The 19,768-nt window shown below is 69.1% G+C and carries 16 protein-coding genes; 7 read left to right on the top strand and 9 right to left on the bottom strand.

Translation table 11 applies throughout. The annotated features are described in order from the left end of the window. Positions 1-57: 57 nt before the first annotated feature. Genes G3W89_RS25015 through G3W89_RS25005 form a run of 3 tightly spaced genes read left to right on the top strand, consistent with a single transcriptional unit; the run spans position 58 to position 3,896 of the window. Entirely contained in the window at positions 58-1,623 is a 1,566-nt protein-coding gene (locus tag G3W89_RS25015; protein ID WP_162576678.1) for an AMP-binding protein, read from the top strand. A gap of 15 nt (positions 1,624-1,638) precedes the next feature. Continuing rightward, positions 1,639-2,865: an acyl-CoA dehydrogenase family protein gene (locus tag G3W89_RS25010; RefSeq protein WP_162576677.1), complete on the top strand. Its 1,227-nt coding sequence runs from the start codon at positions 1,639-1,641 to the stop codon at positions 2,863-2,865. 47 nt (positions 2,866-2,912) lie between these two features. Beyond that, the gene (locus G3W89_RS25005) at positions 2,913-3,896 is read left to right on the top strand and encodes a Bug family tripartite tricarboxylate transporter substrate binding protein (RefSeq protein ID WP_232076733.1); all 984 of its coding nucleotides are present in this window, start codon (positions 2,913-2,915) and stop codon (positions 3,894-3,896) included. A gap of 54 nt (positions 3,897-3,950) precedes the next feature. On the opposite strand, the gene G3W89_RS25000 is transcribed toward G3W89_RS25005, so the two are convergent. Genes G3W89_RS25000 through G3W89_RS24990 form a run of 3 tightly spaced genes read right to left on the bottom strand, consistent with a single transcriptional unit; the run spans position 3,951 to position 7,644 of the window. Then, a complete protein-coding gene (locus tag G3W89_RS25000) occupies positions 3,951-5,114 on the bottom strand; it encodes a phospholipase A (protein ID WP_162576676.1) in 1,164 nt (387 codons plus the stop codon). Continuing rightward, entirely contained in the window at positions 5,111-5,545 is a 435-nt protein-coding gene (locus G3W89_RS24995) for a hypothetical protein (protein ID WP_232076731.1), read from the bottom strand. Before G3W89_RS24995 ends, G3W89_RS25000 begins: the two co-directional genes overlap by 4 nt. Next, positions 5,542-7,644 (bottom strand): ATP-dependent helicase, encoded by a 2,103-nt coding sequence (locus G3W89_RS24990; RefSeq protein WP_162576675.1) that lies wholly within the window; start codon positions 7,642-7,644, stop codon positions 5,542-5,544. Before G3W89_RS24990 ends, G3W89_RS24995 begins: the two co-directional genes overlap by 4 nt. Positions 7,645-7,746: 102 nt before the next feature. Between G3W89_RS24990 and G3W89_RS24985 the strand changes: the two genes are divergently transcribed. Further along, a complete protein-coding gene (locus G3W89_RS24985) occupies positions 7,747-8,757 on the top strand; it encodes an AEC family transporter (protein ID WP_162576674.1) in 1,011 nt (336 codons plus the stop codon). A 21-nt stretch (positions 8,758-8,778) separates the two neighbouring features. On the opposite strand, the gene G3W89_RS24980 is transcribed toward G3W89_RS24985, so the two are convergent. Next, positions 8,779-9,423 (bottom strand): hypothetical protein, encoded by a 645-nt coding sequence (locus G3W89_RS24980; RefSeq protein WP_232076729.1) that lies wholly within the window; start codon positions 9,421-9,423, stop codon positions 8,779-8,781. A gap of 202 nt (positions 9,424-9,625) precedes the next feature. Between G3W89_RS24980 and G3W89_RS24975 the strand changes: the two genes are divergently transcribed. Then, positions 9,626-9,835 (top strand): hypothetical protein, encoded by a 210-nt coding sequence (locus tag G3W89_RS24975; protein WP_162576673.1) that lies wholly within the window; start codon positions 9,626-9,628, stop codon positions 9,833-9,835. Positions 9,836-9,895: 60 nt separating this feature from the next. On the opposite strand, the gene priA is transcribed toward G3W89_RS24975, so the two are convergent. The 5 genes from priA to G3W89_RS24950 all read right to left on the bottom strand — a co-directional run bounded on the left by priA (position 9,896) and on the right by G3W89_RS24950 (position 17,276). Next, entirely contained in the window at positions 9,896-11,992 is a 2,097-nt protein-coding gene (priA, locus tag G3W89_RS24970) for a replication restart helicase PriA (RefSeq protein WP_162576672.1), read from the bottom strand. A gap of 367 nt (positions 11,993-12,359) precedes the next feature. Continuing rightward, positions 12,360-13,466, bottom strand: coding sequence for a uroporphyrinogen decarboxylase (hemE, locus tag G3W89_RS24965; RefSeq protein ID WP_162576671.1), 1,107 nt, complete (start codon positions 13,464-13,466; stop codon positions 12,360-12,362). Positions 13,467-13,506: 40 nt separating this feature from the next. Further along, complete coding sequence (locus G3W89_RS24960) at positions 13,507-14,199, bottom strand: thioredoxin family protein (RefSeq protein ID WP_162576670.1); 693 nt, start codon at positions 14,197-14,199, stop codon at positions 13,507-13,509. 93 nt (positions 14,200-14,292) lie between these two features. Further along, positions 14,293-16,485, bottom strand: a complete 2,193-nt coding sequence (locus G3W89_RS24955) for a protein-disulfide reductase DsbD family protein (RefSeq protein WP_162576669.1) — start codon at positions 16,483-16,485, stop codon at positions 14,293-14,295. Between the two features lie 47 nt (positions 16,486-16,532). Continuing rightward, complete coding sequence (locus tag G3W89_RS24950; RefSeq protein WP_162576668.1) at positions 16,533-17,276, bottom strand: alanyl-tRNA editing protein; 744 nt, start codon at positions 17,274-17,276, stop codon at positions 16,533-16,535. A gap of 244 nt (positions 17,277-17,520) precedes the next feature. Between G3W89_RS24950 and G3W89_RS24945 the strand changes: the two genes are divergently transcribed. Together G3W89_RS24945 and G3W89_RS24940 are read left to right on the top strand one after the other, a co-directional pair. Continuing rightward, positions 17,521-18,864, top strand: coding sequence for a PQQ-dependent sugar dehydrogenase (locus G3W89_RS24945; RefSeq protein WP_174258286.1), 1,344 nt, complete (start codon positions 17,521-17,523; stop codon positions 18,862-18,864). A gap of 85 nt (positions 18,865-18,949) precedes the next feature. Next, positions 18,950-19,768 carry a creatininase family protein gene (locus tag G3W89_RS24940; RefSeq protein ID WP_162576666.1) on the top strand — a complete coding sequence of 273 codons (819 nt, stop codon included), beginning with the start codon at positions 18,950-18,952 and terminating at the stop codon, positions 19,766-19,768.

The following is a 19,768-nucleotide window of genomic DNA, read 5'->3' as shown; positions in this document are numbered from 1 at the left end:
GCTTATCCAACGCAGCCTGCCGCTTTCCTAGACTGCAGGCCATACGGAGACACCCCCATGAACCTCGGCATGTACACCGCGCGCAGTGCGCGCTTCTGGGCCGACCGGCCCGCCATCCTCTTCCGCGGCGGCGTGGTCAGCTACGACGAGCTGGAGCGCCGCTCCAATCAGCTCGCGCACGCCCTGCTCGCGCTCGGTCTGCAGCGCGGCGACCGCGTCGCCGTGGTCTCGCCCAACCGGCCGGAGATCGTCGAGCTCGAATGCGCGCTCTACAAGGCCGGGCTCGTCAAGGTTGCGCTCAACGCGCGCCTGGCGCCTGCCGAGCTGGCCGATGCGCTCGCCAACGCAGAGCCCGTGGCTTGCCTCGCGGGTCCCGAGCACCGCGGCATGGTCGACGAGGCCGCGGCGCCGGTCGCGGGCCTGAAGCACCGCATCGCCTTCAGCCCAGCGCCGGCCGCCGGAGGCTGGCTCGACTACGAAGCCCTGCTGGCCCAGGCCTCCGACGCGCACATCCACGTCGACATGCGCCCCGAGGAGCTCGCCGTGCTGCACTACACGTCCGGCTCCACCGGCAAGCTCAAGGCCGCGATGCAGACCGTTGGCAACCGCATGGCATCGCTGCGCAAGATCGCCATGGGTCGCATGCATGCGGGCAAGGGCGACGTGCTCATGCTCTGCGGCCCCATCACGCACGCCAGCGGCATGTTCATCCAGCCCATGCTCTACCAGGGCGCGACCGTGCTGCTGATGGAGCGCTTCCAGCCGGCCGAGATCCTCGAGGCCATCGAAAAGCACCGTGTGACCCTGTGCTTCTTCGTTCCCGCGATGATCAACGCTCTGCTCGCCGAGCCCAGCCTGCGCACCCGCGACCTGAGCAGCCTGCGCCTTGTCTCCTACGGCGCCGCGCCCATGTCCCCGGCGCGCATTCGCGAGGCCTGGGCCGCCTTCGGCCCGGTGCTGTCGCAGGGCTATGGCGCAGGCGAGACGACCGGGGGCGTCATCGCCCTCGGCATCGAGGACCATGCGCGCGCCATCGAGGGCGACCGCCCCGAGCTGCTCTCGGCCTGCGGCCGCCCCTCGTGCGAATCCGACATCCAGGTGCTCGACGATCAGGGCCGCCCCGTGGAGGGCGATGCCATCGGCGAGATCTGCGTGCGCGGCCCCGACGTCTTCGCCGGCTTCTGGCGCGCACCCGAGCCCACGCGCGAAGCGCTCGGCGAAGACGGCTGGCTGCACACCGGCGACCTCGCCCGGGTCGACCGCGAGGGCTACATCCACATCGTCGACCGCAAGAAGGAGATGCTGGTCTCCGGCGGCTTCAACGTCTACCCCACCGAGGTGGAGTCCGTGCTCGCGCAGCACGAGGCCGTGTACGAGGTCTGCGTGATCGGCGTGCCCGACGACCACTGGGGCGAATCGGTCAAGGCCGTCGTCGTGCTGCGCGACGGCGCCCGGGCCGAGGCCGGGGAGCTCATGGACTTCTGCCGAGGGCGCCTGGCCGACTTCAAGCGCCCGCGCTCCGTCGAGTTCACGGACCACCTGCCCAAGAACGCCAACGGCAAGCTCTCACGCAAGGACGTGCGCGAGCCCTACTGGCGCGGCCGCGACCGGCGTGTCAACTGAACGGAGGACCACGCCATGGACGCGACCACCACCACCACCACCGCCAGCCCGCCGCGCAATGCCGAGGCCACGCGCTTCGAAGGCTCCGAAGCCGCTCGCGATTTCATCGAACGCGTGCAGGCCTTCATCCACGACGAGTTGCAGCCCCTCGTCGCCGAACACCGCATCGACTACGAATCCGGCGCGCCGCGTGCCGTGCTCGACGAGGTGTGGCGCCGCTCGCGCGATCACGGGTTCTACGGCATGACCCTGCCCAAGGCCCTTGGCGGCGCCGGCTTCAGCGTGCACGACCACTGCCTCATCAAGGAAGCCATCTACGCCAGCGGTTCGCCGATGGCTGCGCACGTGCTCGGCGAACTCTCCGGGCCGCCGCGCGTCGGCGCCCTGGCCAGGCACGCCACCGCCGACCAGATGGCACGCTTCATCCTTCCCGTGGCCCGTGCCGAGAAGGCGATCTGCTTTGCCATCACCGAGCCCGAAGCCGGCTCGGATGCCGGCGCCGTGCAGACGCGCGCCGTGCGCGTGGGCGATGAATTCGTCCTCAACGGCACCAAGCGCTTCATCTCCGGCTCGCCGTTCTGCGACATGGCCGTCGTCATCGCCTCCACCAGCGATGACCCGGCGCGGCGCGAGACCACCGCCTTCTTCGTGGAGCGCGACCGCCGCGGCTTCGAGGTCGAGACCGGCTACAAGACGATGGCGGGCCAATCGGGCACCGGCAACATCGTGCTCACCGACTGCCGCATCCCGGCCGCCAACCTCATCGGCGAACAGGGCAAGGGCTTGGGACTTGCGCTCGGCCGCATCACCGTCAACCGCCTGCTGCACTGCCCCGCCATGCTCGGCCTGGCCCGCCTCGCGCTGCAGGACTCCATCGCCCACGCCACCCGCCGGCGCCAGTTCGGCCAGCCCATTGGCGCGTTCCAGGCCGTGCAGCACCTCTTGGCCGACATGGCCACGGAACTCGCTGCCGCCCGCGCGCTCATGCTCAGCGTGGCCCGCAATCTCGACGCTGGCGGCGAGGCCCGCGCCGATGCGTCCATGGCCAAACTCTTCTGCTCCGAGACCGCCTTCCGCATCGCCGACCGCGCGGTGCAGGTGCATGGCGGCGAGGGCATCGTCCAGGGCAGCCGCGTCGAGTTCCTGTTCCGGCTGCTGCGCATGTACCGCGTACTTACCGGCACCAGCGAGATCCAGCGCAACACCATTGCCCGCGAGCTGCTGGGCACTGCCGTCCGCTGACGCCCTTTCCAGCAAGCATTCCAGAAACATCCGCAGGAGACACACCCGTGAACAACACCCGTCGTACCCTCGTCGTCGCCGTCGCGGCAGCTGCGGCACTCGCCACCGCCACCACGGCCGGCGCGCAGGGGCAGGACTACCCGAGCCGCCCCATCAAGTGGATCGTGCCGTACCTCGCCGGCACCGCACCCGACACCACCGTGCGCATCACGGGCGAGGCCTTGTCCAGGATCCTCGGCCAGCCCGTGGTCATCGAGAATCGCGGTGGCGTGGCCGGCAACATCGGCGCCCAGCTCGCCGCCAAGGCGCCCGCGGACGGCTACACCTGGGTCTACAGCGGCTCGCCCATGGCCACCAACATGCGCATGTACCGCAAGCCGGGCTTCGACGTGATGAAGGACTTCATCCACGTGGGCCGCATCACCCAGTCGGACTCCGTCATCGTCGTCCAGTCCGACTCCGGCATCACCAACGTGAAGGAACTCGTCGAGCACCTGCGCAAGAGCCCCGGCAAGATGGCCTATGCCTCCGGCGGCGTCGGCACGCCCTCGCACATGGGCGCCGAGCTGCTCCTGGCGGCCACGGGCACGAAGGCGCTGCATGTGCCGTACAAGGGCGCTTCGGAGTCCACCAATGCCGTGGCCGGCAAGCAGGTCGATTTTGCGATCGCGCTCATCTCGCCTACGCTGCCGCACATCCAGGGAGGCAAGCTCCGGCCCCTGGCCGTGCTCTCGCCTGCGCGCAACCCGCGGCTGGATCAAGTGCCTACGCTGGCGGAGGCTGGGGTGCCCGGGATCTCGCTGGTCTCCTTTGGCGGGCTGGCGCTGCCGAAGGGAACGCCGGCTCCCGTGGTGCAGGAGGTGCGCGATGCGCTGACCAAGGCGCTTGCGACACCCGAGGTGCGGGAGAAGCTCGAAGCCAATGGCGCGGCTGTCGTGCCGAGCACGCCGGAGGAGTTTGCGCAGAGCTTGCGGGCGGAGATTGCGCTCACGGAGAAGTTGATGAAGGTGGCGAACATCGAGGCGCAGTAGCGGTTGTCAGCGTGCGGCGAGGCCCGGCGAACCGGCCTCGTCGCGCGAAGCACGCTAGAAGTCGACCAGGCTCAGCCCGATGCTCAGTACCGTGCGCTTGCGGTTGTAGTCGACCAAAGTGTCGCCATAGCCGTGGAACAGCTGCGTGTGGAAGCGCAGGTTGCTCTTCCCCGAATCGCCAAGAGACTTGAGCCACTCGAGCCGCACCGATCCGCGGCCGCTCTCGCGCAGGTTGTTGCGCAGTGTCATGGCGAGGGTGTTGTCGCGATTGAAGTTCCAGCGGCCCGTGATCTCGGCACGCCCGATGTAGTTCGAGATGTCGGGGTTGTCGTCGTCGGCGTCGCTCTCGTGCAGTCGTTGCCAGATGCGGCCTGTAATGGTGAAGCGGTCGTCCAGCTCCATGCCTCCCATGAGGTAGGCGCGGTTCCAGCTGCGCGAGTAGGGCAGGCTCTGGCCGTTCGACTGGTGCACCAGGCCGACACCCGCATAGCGCCAGCGCCAGCCGCCCGGCAGCCGGTAGTCGGTGGGGTAGACATACATCAACTCGGGCTCGTGGTCGGTGGTGCGGAAGGGCCGCGAGATGTCGCCGTTGAAGAGCTGCCAGGTCGACTGCTGGCTGTAGCCGAACCACAGGGAGTCCTTCTTCACCGGGTCGTCCTGGGTCAGCATGCCCTGTGCGAGTTTGGTGCGCACCGACAGGCCGATGCGCATCTCGTTGGCCTGGTAGGGGATGTAGGTGCCCGTGTGGCCGGCCGCGGGCGAGGTCGGCGTGTCGGGCCTGTGGTTCGAGGTCGCGAACGACACGTTGAGCGGGCGGTAGCCGCGGAAGCTGAAGGTGCCGCAATCGCTTCCGTTCTCGAGTTCCCAGAAGCGCGAGAGCGCGGAGTACTGGCTGTCGCGGCAACCCTCCGCGGTCCCGACGGAGACGACGCGCGTGGCGGGCACGGCGGCGTCCACCGGCGCGGGCGGCTGCGTTTCGGCGAGCGCAGGCGGCGCGTCGGGTACCGCGGCCGCAGGCAGCGACTGCTGCTGGGCCCAGCGGTCGAAGCAGGCCAGGCGCGCCTCCTTGTCGCTCGCGAGCCGCTGGCACTGCTGCCAGGTCAGCTGCGCATTGGCCAGCGGGCTGGCCGGTTGCGGCGCGGGCTGGGCGTGCGCGAGCGCCATGCCGAGGCCGGCGAGAAGCGCCGCGAAGGGGGTGGTGATGTGTGTGTGTTTCATTGCCAGCTGCCAGTCTTGTTCAGCACGAAGGGATGCGTGCTGTCGTCGGATGCATTGCGCCACGTTCCCCTGAATTCCTTGCCGCAGGAGCCCGGCTGCAGCTCGCCCAGCCAGTTTCCGCTGATGGCGTGGCCGTCCATCGACTCGTCGATGCTGAGCAGGCCCTCGTCGTCGATGTCGCCCGCGAGCTGGGCCACCGACGACGGCTTCGCGCCGCTGTTCTCGCGCGTGATCGTGCCGCGAACGCCTTCGTAGTCGGGATGCCTTGCAAGCTGCACGCGTGCAATGCCCGGAATGCCTTCGATGCGCGCCTCCCATTGGCCATAGAGCGCGCGCGCGGGCAGCTCGCGGCCGTTCGCCGGGCACGCCGGCTGGGCCAGGGCGCCGCCGGCAGCCAGGCCGAGGGCGAGCAGCAACAGCCGGCGCTTCATGAGCCTGCCGCAGCTGCTGCCGCCGCCGCTGCCGCGTTGTCCTGGGCCTTGCGCGCGAACTCGGCGCGCAGGGCCTTGAGCTTCTCGCGCGGATCTTCCTTGATGGTCTTCTTGTCGAGCGCCATCTCGGCGATGAAGCGGCTGGGCTGCGCCGGCACCATCTCGCGGCCTTGCTTGCGGCGCTTGGTCCAGCTCACGGCGAGGCTGCGCTGTGCGCGCGTGATGCCGACGTACATGAGGCGGCGCTCCTCCTGCAGGCGCGTCAGCGTTTCGTCGCTGACCTTCTGCTGCCGTCCGCCGTCGTCGTCGAGCTTGAAGGGCAGCAGGCCCTCGTTCACGCCGATCAGCATCACGTGCGGCCACTCCAGGCCCTTGGACGCATGCAGCGTGGAGAGGGTGACCACGTTCTGGTCCTTCTCGCGCTCGCTGATGGTGGACAGGAGCGAGATGGTCTGCGCCACTTCCAGCAGGCTCTTGCGCTCGTTCTCGACGGTAGCGCCGCTCGCATCGGCGATCTGTCCGCCGCAACGCTGCGACATCCAGTCGCAGAACTCCAGCACGTTGGTCCAGCGGCTGGCGGCGGCCTGCTCGCTGTCCTCGCCGTCGTAGAGGTGCTTCTCGTATTCGATCTCCTTGAGCCAGTCGGCCAGGAAGCTGCGCGCATCCTCGGCGCCCATGGTGCGGCGTGCGCGGTACTCGAGGTCGTTGATGTAGCGGCCGAACTCGTGCAGCCCCTCCAGCGCGCGCTTGGGCATCACGCTGGGCAGGGAGGATGAGAACAGCGCCTCGAACAGGCTCAGCTTGTACTGGCTTGCGAAGGTGCCGAGGCTGGCCAGCGTGGTGTGGCCGATGCCGCGCTTGGGCGTGGTCACGGCGCGCAGGAAGGCCGGGTCGTCGTCGTTGTTGACCCACAGGCGGAACCAGCCGCACAGGTCCTTGATCTCGGCGCGGTCGAAGAAGCTCTGGCCGCCCGACACCTTGTACGGGATCTGCGCGCGGCGCAGGGCCTGCTCGAACACGCGCGCCTGGTGGTTGGCGCGGTAGAGGATCGCGAAGTCGCGGAACTCCTTGAACTGCTGGCCCTGCGTGGCCGCATCGCCGCCGCGCAGGCTCTGGATGCGCGCCACCGCGCGTTCGGCCTCGTGTGCCTCGTTGTCGGCGTCGACCACGCGCACCGGCTCGCCCTCGCCCAATTCGCTGAACAGGGTCTTGGGGAAGAGCTTCGGGTTGGGGCCGATCACGTTGTTGGCCGCGCGCAGGATGGCGCTCGTGCTGCGGTAGTTCTGCTCGAGCTTGATGACCTTGAGCGAGGGAAAGTCCAGCGGCAGCTTGCGCAGGTTGTCCAGCGTGGCGCCGCGCCAGCCGTAGATCGACTGGTCGTCGTCGCCCACGGCGGTGAAGCGGCCGCGCTGGCCGACCAGCGCCTTCAGCACCTCGTACTGCGTGGCGTTGGTGTCCTGGTATTCGTCGACCAGCACATGGCCCAGCGCGGCCTGCCACTTGGCGCGCACGTCCTCGTGCTGCTGCAACAGTTTGAGCGGCATGCCGATCAGGTCGTCGAAGTCCACGCTCTGGTAGGCGGTCAGCCGCTCTTCGTAGCGCGCCATGATGCGCGCCGTGATGCGTTCGTTGTCGTCGGCTGCCTGGGCCTCGGCCTGCGCGGCGTTGAGGCCCATGTTTTTCCACTTGCTGATGGTCCACTGCCAGATGCGCGCAGTGGCGGCGTCGGTGGTGCCGCCGGCATCCTTGAGGATCTTGGTGACGTCGTCGCTGTCGAGGATGCTGAAGGCGGGCTTCAGGCCGAGCACGGCGCCGTCGTCGCGCATCATGCGCACGCCCAGCGCATGGAAGGTGCAGACCACCACCTTGTTCGCATCGCGGCCGATCAGGCTCTTGGCGCGCTCGCGCATTTCGGCGGCGGCCTTGTTGGTGAAGGTAATGGCCGCGATGCGCTGCGGGGCCAGCCCGGACTGGATCAGCCGCGCGATCTTGTGCGTGATGACGCGTGTCTTGCCCGAGCCCGCGCCGGCGAGCACCAGGCACGGACCATGGAGGTAGTTGACGGCTTCTTGCTGCGCGAGATTGAGACCGGAAGACATGAAGGCGGCGGCAGAGCGCAAAGCGGGCAATGATACGGGGGCGGCCTCATGCAAGGCAGTGTGAAAGCTGTGTCCCGATGTGGCACGACGACAATCGCCCGCGTGCTGCAGATTCTTTCCGTCACGCTTCCCTTCTTCGCGCTCATCGCTGCCGGCTATGCGGCGGCGCGATGCGGGGCCCTGCCGCTTGGCGCCATTCCCGGGCTCAATGCCTTCGTACTTTATTTCGCGTTGCCGTGCATGCTTTTCCGCTTTGGCGCGGGCGCGCCGATCGCGCAGCTGCTCGATGCCGGCGTGGGACTGGTCTGGGGTGGCTGCGCGCTGCTCGTGGTCGGCATCACCGTGGCGCTGGCGCGCCGGCAGGGGCTGCTCTGGAACGACGCGGCGTTCGGGGCGCTGGTGGCCGCCTTCCCCAACACCGGCTTCATGGGCCTGCCGCTGCTGATCGCGATCCTCGGGGCGCCGGCGGCCTCGCCGATGATCATCACCATCGCCCTGGACCTGATGCTGACCTCGTCGCTGTGCATCGCGCTGTCGCGCCTCGACGGGGCCGATGCGCATGGCCCGGCGCGAGCGGCCCGGCAAGCCCTGCGCGGCATCGTGCAGAACCCGATGCCCTGGGCGATCCTGCTCGGCGGGCTGGCCTCGGCCACCGGCCTCGCGCTTCCCGGACCGCTGGAGCGCACGATTGCAATGCTGGGCGACGCCGCCTCTCCGGTGGCGCTGTTCACCATCGGCGCCGTGCTCGCACGCTCGGCCCTGCTGGCCCGCGAGCACCGGGCCAGCGCGCGCGTGGGCGAGGCCATGGGCAGCGGGGTGCGGGCGCTTTCGCCGGCTCGGACTGCCGACCTGCTGTCTGTGGCGGCGATCAAGCTGCTGGCGCATCCCATGCTTGTCTACGGTGCGGGACGCGCCACGATGGCGCTGGGCGTTCCGCTGGAGCGCGGCGCGCTGGTTGCCATCGTGCTGGTTGCGGCGCTGCCGAGCGCGAGCAACGTGGCGATGCTGGCCGAGCGCTTCGGCGCCGACAGCGGGCGCATCGCCCGCATCATCCTGTGGACCACCGTCGCGGCCTTCTTCAGCTTTCCGGTGGCCGCCGGATGGCTGCGCTGAGGCCCCGCCCGGCTTCGTGGTTCAGTAGGGCGTGAGCACGCCGAGCTTGTAGGGGTCGGCGTCGGACAGCAGCTCGCAGCGGGACGTGTCGTGCCCCTGCGTGCCGTCGCAGTAGTAGCTGTTGTAGACGCGGCCGAACAGGGTGGGCGTGGAGGTGAACAGCACGCCCTGGCCCGGTTGCCAGCGTTCCCTGGACTTGCCGCCGGTTTCCGGCGCTGCCGGCGGCGTGGTGAATTCGGCCAGTGTCTTCTGCGCCTGCTCGCCGCGCCAGCGGCTGGCGAGCTCCTCCGGGCGTGGCCTCGCGGGCAACGGAATCAGCAGGCCGTGAACCTGGAAGCCGCGTCCGAAGCGGTGCCCCTTGCCGGCGAGAAAGGCATAGGCGCAGGCCGCCTGGCATTGGCCCTTGACCTCCGTGTTGACGCCGCTGTCGCGGATCGCGCGGGCGTATTCGCCGGCGGCCTCGGCCGTGCCGCCCAGCGAGTTCTCGAACACCACGGTGCGCACCTTGCCGCTACCGAGCTCCTCGGTGAAGCGCTGGATGGCGCTGCCGTCGAGCATGCCGCTGACCAGGAGCCGGCTGCCCTCCAGCTCCAGTTCCGCCGCCTGTACGCCCCAGGCCATGCCCGCGAAAGCCACGCCTCGCAAGACCGTTGACCAGCTTTTCACGCGAGGACCTTTCCGTTGCGGCCCGTCAAGGCCATGTCAAGACTTCGACATCGACTTCGAGCCGAGTCAACCCTTGTTTCAGAATATTGCCTACACGCCCCGGTTGACTATTAGCCGATAGTGTTAGCTACGCCGTTCGACTAATTCTTCTGTATTCAAACGCCCTGCTAAAGTGGCGTCAAAACCGCCGGGGAAAATTGCCATGACGACTTGGATGCGCTGGATGCTGTGTGTGACGTGCCTTGCCACTGTAGGCTGGTTGTGGCACGTGGGTGCCTTGAGTGCTGTCTCCGCGCTGGCGACGGGCGCCGCCAGCTTCTTCTTGTTCGCATGGGCCGGGCACGGGCAGCGCAAGCGCCGCACGGCGTTGCAATACATCGAGATGGGCAAGCAGCCGATCGGCCTGCACTGAAGAAGGTGCGAAGGAGGCGGCCCCGGCAGCGATGCTGCGGCCGGCAAGCAGGCCGCGAGTTCAGATGCTTTGCGGGTCGACGTCGACCAACCAACGGATCACGCCCTTCCCCTCAGGCTGCTTGCGCAACGCATGCAGCACAGGCTGCCAGGCCGCCAGCAGGCGTTGCAGCGCCGAACGCGAGGCACTCTCGACCAGCAGCTGCGCCCGTTCCACGTTCGCCACCCGCTGGATCGCGTGCGGCACGGCGGAATAGCGGGTTACCTGTTGCGCAGCCTCCAGTCCCTCGGCCGCCGCATTCGCGGCGTTGAGAAAAGCCTGGGCCGCCTCCTGCGTGCGCGCATCGGCGCGCAGCAGGGCCTGGAAGGCGAAGGGCGGCATGCCGGCGGCCGCGCGCTCCTCCAGTTCGCGTTGGGCGAAGGCGGGGTAGTCGTGCCGGCGCAAGGCGGCGAACAGGGCATGCCGCGGGTGATGGGTCTGGATCCACATCTCGGCGGTGGCACCCTGTGCCGACAGGTATGCCGCATCGCGACCCGCACGTCCTGCCGACTGCATGAGGAGGCCGAACAGGCGCTCCGGCGCGCGGAAGTCGCTGGAGAAGAGCGCACCATCCGGGTTCGCCGCTGCCACCAGGGTGATGCGCCGGAAGTCGTGGCCCTTGGCAATCATCTGCGTACCGACCAGCACGTCGACCTCGCCCGCGTGCACCGCCGCCAGCTGCGACTCGAGCGCGCCCTGCCGGCGTGTGCTGTCGGCATCGATACGGGCGATGCGCACCGGGCTGCCGTCGGGCCGCTTCACGTCGGTGAACAGCTCGCCCAGGTGCTCCTCGAGCCGCTCCGTGCCGCGGCCCAGAGGCGCGATGTCCGGGTTGCCGCAGGCCGGGCAGGCGCGTGGCACGCGTTCGGTAAAGCCGCAATGGTGGCAGCGCAGCGTGCGGTCGATCTTGTGGAACACGCGGTAGGCGCTGCAGTGCGGGCATTCGCTTTTCCAGTCGCAGTCGCCGCAGGCCAGCACGGGCGCATAGCCGCGCCGGTTGAGGAACACCATGCTTTGCTCGCCGCGCGCCACCCGCTGGCCGATGGCGTCCAGCAGCGCGGCGGAAAGCACAGTGCGGGGCGGCTGCAGGCCCATGTCGACCAGCCGCACCGCGGGAAGCGCTGCCGTGCCGATGCGCGTGGGCATTGCCAGGCGCACATACCGTCCTCCAGGATCGCCGCCCTCGGCCGGGCGGCTCTGATGCCAGCTCTCCAGCGATGGCGTGGCCGAGCCCATCATCACCTTGGCGCCTTCGCGCCGGCCGCGCCAGACGGCCAGGTCCCGCGCCGAGTAGCGGGCGCCTTCCTGCTGCTTGTAGCTCGGGTCGTGCTCCTCGTCGACGACGATCAGCGCGAGCGCCGGCATCGAGGCGAACACCGCCATCCGGGTGCCGAGCACGATGCGTGCCGCCCCGGCGTGAGCCGCCAGCCAGCTGGCCAGGCGCTGGGGATTGGTCATGCCACTGTGCAGCGACACCACGGCGCCGCTGCCGAAGCGGTCCTTGAAGCGTGCTTCGAGCTGCGGGGTGAGATTGATCTCGGGCACCATGACCAGCGCCTGGGCCTGCGGCGTGCGCTCGAGCAGCGCCGCGACGGCCTGCAGATAGACCTCGGTCTTGCCGCTACCGGTGCTGCCGAAGAGCAGGAAGGGGCCGCTTTCGGCGTCGAAGCGCGCCAGCGCCTGTGCCTGCTCGGGTGTCAGCGCCGGGCCACAGAGGACTGCCGAGGCAGCGCTGGACACCGCCTGACGCTTGAGGCGCCGAGCCAGTTGCACCGCGCCGAGGTCGCGCAACTGCGGTGGCAATGCAGCCAGCGCGATCTCGCCCAGCGAGCGCTGGTAGTAGCGGGCGGCAAAGGCGACCAGGTCGCGCCAGGCTGCACCCAGGGGCGGCAGCGCGTCCAGCACGGCACCGATGGGCTTCAGCGCCGCCGGCGCCGCGGTCTCGTCCTGCGTCCCGGCGGGTTGCGCCGACCACACCACTCCGAGCACCTCGCGGCGACCGAGCGGCACCCGCACCAGCGCGCCCGGCGCCACGGGTGCGGGGCTCAAATAGCTAAGTAGATCCCCTAATGCGGCGTGCGCCGGAGTCTGAACGGCGATCTCGAGACGCCAGCTCAAGGCGCTCTTCCTCTGCGTGCGAAGGTTAAAGGAACTTGGAGCAAAGTAGCCTAAGTCGTTGATTCATCAGCGCTTTGGAAGTGATCCAGAGTTCTTGTGGATAACTTTGTTGATATCCGGCCTCGAGCACCCGCCAGCCCTTGGAAATCAAGGCTTCCGCTGGAATGCCCGCAAATAGAGCAAAATCTAAATCCCATATGAATCAACGACTTAGCAACGCTATCGCTTTAGGAGCGGGGTAAGCAAGGTGACAGATGATTTTGCGCACCGCAGCAGCCGTTTTGTGCATAAGTCAGTCGGTCCTCACCATTTCAGAACTTGACAAACGCTCGTTGGGCGATCTCAGGTGCTTACAAGGCATAACGGCCTAGCTGCCGCGCAGCGCGCGGGATTGCGCGTGGACCGCGGCGACCAAGGCCGCCACGTGGTCCGGTGGGGTGAATTGGCTGATGCCATGGCCCAGGTTGAAGATATGGGTCGGCCCGGCGGAGTCGGCGTCGGTGTGCGGCTGTCCGAAGGCCTGCAGCACCTTCGCGACCTCGGCCTCGATGCGCTCGGGCGGCGCGAACAGCACGTTGGGATCGATGTTGCCCTGCAGTGCCTTGGCCCCGGTCCCCTCGCCGACCTGTGCGCGGGCACGGCCCAGGTCGACCGTCCAGTCCAGGCCCAGCACCTCGCAGTCGAGCGCCCGCATGTCCTGCAGCCAGAGCCCGCCACCCTTGGTGAAGACGATGCGCGGCACGGGCTGGCCGTCAGCGCCGTCCCGCCGGAGCTGCGACAGCACGCGAGTCGTATAGGCCAGGCTGAAGTCCTGGAACGCGCCGTCAGCCAGCACGCCACCCCAGCTGTCGAAGATCATGACGGCCTGGGCGCCGGCGTCGATCTGCGCGTTGAGGTATGCCGCCACCGCATCGGCATTGACGGCGAGCAGGCGGTGCATGAGGTCTGGACGGCTGTAGAGCAGGGTCTTGACCAGGCGGTAGTCGCTCGAGCCGGCGCCCTCGACCATGTAGCAGGCGAGGGTCCAGGGGCTGCCTGAGAAGCCGATCAGCGGGACCCGGCCATCGAGGGCGCTGCGGATCGAGGCGACGGCGTCGAAGACATAGCGCAGCCTTTCCATGTCCGGCACCTCGAGCGCGGCGATGGCTGCTTCGTCGCGCAACGGCCGCGCAAAGCGCGGGCCCTCGCCGGCCTCGAAGGACAGGCCCAGGCCCATCGCATCGGGCACGGTGAGGATGTCGGAGAACAGGATGGCGGCATCGAGCGGATAACGCGCGAGTGGCTGCAAGGTGACCTCGGTGGCGAAATCCACGTTGGTGGCCAGCCCCATGAAGCTGCCGGCGCGCGCCCTCGTCGCCACGTATTCCGGCAGGTAGCGCCCGGCCTGGCGCATGAGCCAGACGGGGGTGTGATCGGTGGCCTGGCGCCAGCAGGCGCGCAGGAATGTGTCGTTCTTCAGGGGGGCGAAAGGCATCCCGCGATTGTCGCAGGGGCCTTCGCCGAGGACTCGGGAGTCAGGCCTTGTACTTGATCGAGCAGCCGTAAGGCCGGGTCGCCGCCGCGCTGATCGGCTTGCCGCCGAAGGCCTCCCCGAGCGCCTGGTTCACGTAGTTGGTCGCGGTCTTGATGTCCTCGGCCCGGGACGACGCGACGCTGTCGATACCGCCGGCATACACCAGCACCCCCTGGGGGTCGATGATGTAGAGGTGCGGCGTGGTGCGCGCAGCGTAGGCGCGCCCGATCAGTCCATCCTCGTCCATCAGCACGGCGGTGGGGGCGGCCGAGTGCTCCTTCATCCAGGCCTCGAGGGCGGCGGGTTTCAGGTAGTCGCTCGCGGCGCGCTCGGTCGAGTTGACGGCCAGCCAGACCACGCCCTTCTCGGTCGCTGCCTTCTGGGTGGCTGGCATGTTGCCGCTGCCGTAGTGCTTGCGCACGAAGGGGCAGCCGGGATTGGTCCATTCGAGCACCACGAACTTGCCGGCGAAATCGGACAGACGGTGCTGCTTGCCGTCGGTGTCGACGGCAACGAAATCGGGCGCCTTCTGGCCCACGGCCGGTGCGGCCACGGCATTCGAACCCATCAGGAAGGTGGCACCGAGGGCCACGGCGGCGGCCATGACGGCGCGGCGGGAAGCTCGGCTCAGGGCCGCGCGGGCCTGGCGCGCCGCACGGGCCGAACGCGAGTCTGCGGAAGACGATGAGGGCATGGTCAGCTAGACCTCCAATTGCAAAAATTCAACGATCACCGCAGCTTAGAACGCTTTCCTCAACCGCTTGTGACAACCCGTAGAGAGGCAGGGTCAAAGTCTTGCGAGCGCCTCGCGGACCTCTTCCTTGCTAAGGATCTCGGTCAGCACGACCGGCGCGCGGCCAGGCGCCATGAGCACATAGGCCGGTACGCCGGTGCGGCCGAGCGCGGCCAGGGCGGCGGTGATTTCGGGGTCGCGGCGGGTCCAGTCGGCTCTCAGCATGGCCACCTTCCTCGCGTCGAACTCGGCCAGCAGCGCGGCATCGGCCAGCGTGCTGCGCTTGTTGTACTGGCAGGTGACGCACCACGCGGCGGTGAAGTCGACGAACACCGGGCGACCTTCCGCGGCCAGCTCGCTCACCCGGACGGGTGACCAGGGCTGCCAGCGCTCGCCGGCCGAGGCGGCCACGACGGGCGCCGCATTGCCGACCACGTTTGTGCCGATGGTGCCGGCCAGCACTGCGGTGACGGCGATCAGCAGGCCGGCCAGCACGACGCGGGTGCGCCCGCGCAGGGTGAGGGCCCAGACGATTGCCGCCAGGCACACCAGCAGGCCTAGCAGCGCACCCGCGCCATCGATGCCGCTTTGCTGCCCCAGGACCCAGACCAGCCAGGCGACCGTGGCGAAGATCGGGAAGGCGAGCAGTCGGCGCAGGACGTTCATCCACGGGCCGGGCTTCGGCAGCAGGCGCGCCACGCCGGGCACGAAGCCGGCGGCCAGGTAGGGCAGGGCCAGGCCGAAGCCGAGCGCCGCGAAGATCAGCAGCGCCTGCGCCGCGGGCAGCCCGATCGTGAGGCCCATCGAGGCGCCCATGAAGGGGGCGGTGCAGGGCGAAGCAATCACCACCGCCAGCACCCCGGACAGGAAATCGTTGGCCAGTGGATGCCGGCTCTGCGCGCTGCACACCGACGACGGCGCGAGCATTCGGAACTCGAAGAGCCCAGCGAGGTTGAGTCCGATCAACGTGAAGAGGCCCGCCAGCACAGCCACCACCGCGGGCGACTGCAGCTGGAAGCCCCAGCCCAGTTCAGCACCCGCCGCGCGTAGCGCGAGCATCGCAGTTCCAAGCGCGAGGAAGGACAGCATCACCCCGCCGGTGTACGCCAAGGCGGCGGTCCTGTGAGCCGAATCGTCGTCGGCACGGCGCGTGAAGCCCAGCACCTTGATGGCCAGCACCGGGAACACGCAGGGCATCAGGTTGAGCAGCAGGCCGCCCAGAAAAGCGCCCAGCAATGCGGCGATGAAACTGCCGGTGGGTTGCGGCAGCGGAGGTGCCGTATTGGCTTCGAGCGCGGCTTTCAGGCCGGGCGACACCTCGGCGCGCGGGGCGGCGGCCGGCCAGGTGCCGCTGACCGGCGCCTCGGCGCGCCAGGCGACCGGCTGGCCGGCTTGTCGGTCGGCCTCGGCCAGCGCGACCACCACAGGCATCGTGCCGGGGCTGGCGCTGCGCTGCTCGGCCAGCGGCACGCTGGCGGTCCAGGTGTCGCCGTCCCAGGCCTGGGTCCAGTCCTTGCCGAGGACGGCGGCGGTATGGATCACTTCGCCGGTCTCGGGGAACAGCTCCAGGGTCTTGCCGCGCGCGGCGGCCGGCAGTCCCTCGAGCCGGACCTGCAGCTGCTGCCCTTCGATGGCGATGGCGCCAGGCTTGTCCAGGGGCATCGGGCGGGCGGCCAGCGCCGCCTCGAAGGCGCTCTGATTCACCGCGGTCGAGCCCTGGACCGGCAGCCTGAGCAGGAACTCGCCGTCCTCGGGGATGCATTCCTTGCGGCACACCAGCCAGGAAGCCTTGAGCTTGATGTCGAGCGCCTCGGCGCCACCCAGGCCCGCCGGCGCCTTGAAGTCGGGCGCCACGGTGAGCGGGACCGGCAGCAGCACCGTGCCTTCGTAGCCGTAGTTGGCCAGGGTGCCGATGGGGATCTTCTTCGGCACCGGCCAGGCGATCTCGCCCGCCGACACACCGGCTGGAAGCGACCAGGCCAGCTCCGTCGGAAGACCGGAATCCCCGGCGTTCTTCCAGTAGGTATGCCACTCGGGCTGGTGCGCGATCTGCAGCCCGACCCAGACGGGCGCGCCTGCGGAGACGCCCTGCGGCGCGTGGGCGATCAGCTCCGCGCGCACATGGGGGGTGGTGACGACGGACCCGATGCGGGGAGTCAGCTGGGCGGCGGCCGGGAAAATGGCAGCGACGGTGGCGCCCAGGAAGGCTGCGCGCCGGAGAAAAGAGAACAGGGGGGAAAGGGCCATGCCGGTCAGTCGGAGCGTGCGTGAGGGGCGAAGTTCCGGTGTCAAGTTCAACCGGCCCAACCCAGCACCACCCTGCGGGTGGCGGCGCTCTTCTTCTCGATCCTGGTCACGATCACTGGGCCAATCTCGCGGGTATTCGCCACATGGGTTCCGCCGCAGGGCTGAAAGTCGATCGCCTCGGCCTCGCCGATCCGGATCGTGCGCACAGTGCCGGTGCCGCGAGGCGGCTGCACGCTCATGCTCTTGACAAGTGCGGGGTTCGCATCGAGCTCGGCATCGGTGATCGCGCCAATGGCCAGCGGGTGCCCGGCGGCCACGAGGCGCGACAGGCCAGCACTGAGCGCCTCCTTGTCCAGCGGGTCGGTCATGTGGAAATCCAGCCGCGCGTACTCGGGCGTGATGGAGCAGCCGTCGACCGGCTGGGGCACGAGGTGGCACAGCAGGTGGGTCGCGGTGTGGAAGCGCATCAGCTTGTGGCGGCGATCCCAGTCGATCCGGGCCGTCACCGCATCATCGGCCTTCAACGCGGCCAGCACCTCGGCCTGGCCGGGCGCCGGCACGTGGACGATCTCTTTCGTCGGCCGCCCCTCGGCGTCCTTGGCCTTCCGGGTGTCTGCGATCGCCAGGGTCCGCCCTTCGGCCAGCAGCAGCTGGCCGCTGTCGCCGGCCTGTCCACCGCCCAGTGGGTAGAACACCGTGCGGTCGAGCACGATGCCGGCCTCGTCGACGCGCAGGATGCGGGCCTCGCACTCGCGGAGGTAGGCGTCGGCTCGGCACAGGTCGTCGGTCATCGCCCGATGGTAGCGGGGGCGCCGCGCCGGGGTGTGCTCACGCCCGAAAGCGCCTACAGCTGACAACCGGCCAGGTTCCGGCGCGACGAATATTCGCTGCAGCGGCGCCGGCCCGCGTCTGGGTCCGGCGTGATTTCGGCTGCGGACTGTTCGTCTTCTGAATGGCCGCCGGCTGATCCTGCCGCACATGAACGCACATGAACGCGCATGAACGCACACGAACGCGCATGAAGAATCTATGACCATGAAGCAATCCAACCACTTTCCCGCGGCCGCCGCCATGCTTGGGGCAGCCTTGTTGCTCTCGGCCTGCGGGGAGACCGCCAAGCTGCCACCAGAGGCCGGCATCGGCCCCAACCCCCAACTGCCCGCGCCTCACAAGACGCTGATGCCCACGGTGAACATCGCGCCAGCGGTCGGCTGGGGCGATACCGCCGGCCCCAAGGCGCCCAGCGGTTTCGTCGTGACGGCGCTGGCGCGCGGCCTCGATCATCCGCGGTGGGTCTATACCTTGCCCAACGGCGACGTCCTGGCCGTGGAAAGCAACAAGCCGCCCAAGCCCGAAGGCGCCAAGGATGGCGGCGGCCCGATCGGCTGGATCAAGTCGTCGATCATGGGCATGGTCCAGAAGCGCGCCGGCGCCGGCGTTCCGAGCGCCAACCGGATCACGCTGCTGCGCGATGCGGACGGTGACGGCACCGCCGAAGTGCGGCAGGTGTTCATGCAGAACCTCAGCTCTCCCTTTGGCGTTGCGCTGGTCGGCGGCGAGCTTTTCATTGCCAATGCCGACGCGCTGGTCAAGGTGCCTTACGCCGAGGGCCAGACGTCCATTGCGGCAGCGCCGACAAAAGTGACCGACCTGCCCGCCGGCATCAACCACCACTGGACCAAGAACGTGATTGCCAGCCGCGACGGCAGCAAGCTTTACGTGACGGTGGGTTCCAACAGCAACGCCGGCGAGAACGGCCTGGCCGCAGAGGAGGGCCGTGCGGCGATCTGGGAAGTGGATGTCAAGAGCGGCGCCAAGCGCCTGTTCGCTGGCGGACTGCGCAACCCCAACGGCATGGGCTGGGAGCCCGGCACCCAGACCCTTTGGGCCGTGGCCAACGAGCGTGACGAAATCGGCAGCGACCTGGTGCCGGACTATCTGACCTCGGTCAAGGACGGCGCCTTTTACGGGTGGCCCTGGAGTTACTACGGCAGCCACGTGGACACGCGCGTCGAGCCGCAGCGCCCGGACATGGTGGCCAAGGCGGTGGTGCCCGACTACGCGCTCGGCGCGCACGTCGCGGCGCTGGGACTGGCCTTCTCCGACGCGCGCGGCATGCCGCCCGAATTCGCCAGCGGTGTGTTCATTGGCGAGCACGGTTCCTGGAACCGCAAGCCGCACTCGGGTTACAAGGTGGTGTTCGTGCCGTTCACAAGCGGGCGGCCGAGCGGGCCCCCGGTGGATTTCCTCACCGGCTTCCTGAACGCGGACGAGAAGGCCCAGGGACGCCCCGTTGGCGTCGCCCTGGACAAGAGCGGCGCGCTCCTGGTGGCCGACGACGTGGGCAACACCGTCTGGCGCGTGGCTCGGGCCCGGTAGGGCAGACCGGAGCGGCCGGCGCGTCAATGCGCCGGCCGCAGGCCCGGGGCCGACGGCCGCCGGGCACCGGCCCTAAGATCGCCGGATGACCTTTCCTCGCAGCCGCTTCTGGTCCCAGCTCACGACCCGCGACTTCGCCGCGCTCGACCCGGACGCGACGGTCGCCGTGCTGCCGCTGGGCGCGACCGAGCAGCACGGCCCCCACCTGCCGCTGGGCGTGGATTCGATGCTGGTCGACGGCATCGTCGCCGAGGCGGTGCCGCTGCTGCCGTCCGGGCTGCCGGTGCTTTTCCTGCCCACCCAGGCGATCGGCCTGAGCCCCGAGCACGCCAGTTTCCCGGGCACGCTGACCCTGTCGGCCGAGACCCTGATCAGGCTCTGGCGCGAGATCGGCGCCGGCGTGGCGCGTTCGGGCGTGCGCAAGCTGGTCTTCTTCAATGCGCATGGCGGGCACACCGGCGCGATGGAGATCGCGGCGCGAGAGCTGCGCGCGGCGCACGGACTGATCGTCTACAGCGTGAGCTGGTTCAACCTGCCGCTGGGCGAGGCGGGCGCGCAGTTCAGCGCGCAGGAGCATCGTTTCGGCGTGCACGCGGGCGAGATCGAGACCTCGATGATGCTGGCACTGGCGCCGGCGCAGGTGGACATGCAGGCCGCGCGCGATTTCGGCTCGAGCTCGCGCCAGCGGGCCGTCGACTACCCGTTGCTCGGCGACGGCAAGAGCGCCCGGCTCGGCTGGGCCATGGAGGACTACAACCCCGAGGGCGCGGCGGGCAACGCGGCTGCCGCCAGTGCGCAGAAGGGCCGGGCCGTGGTGGAGGTCGCAGCGCGCCAGCTTGCCGCGCTGCTGGCCGAAGTCTCCCGCCTGCCGCTGACCACCGTGCACACCGGGCCGCTGCCCTGA

Origin of the sequence: Variovorax sp. PBL-H6 (genome assembly GCF_901827155.1) — a bacterium.
Classification (GTDB): domain Bacteria; phylum Pseudomonadota; class Gammaproteobacteria; order Burkholderiales; family Burkholderiaceae_C; genus Variovorax.
The sequence above is the reverse complement of the archived record's forward strand: the minus strand, read 5'-3'. Positions and strand labels throughout refer to the sequence as shown.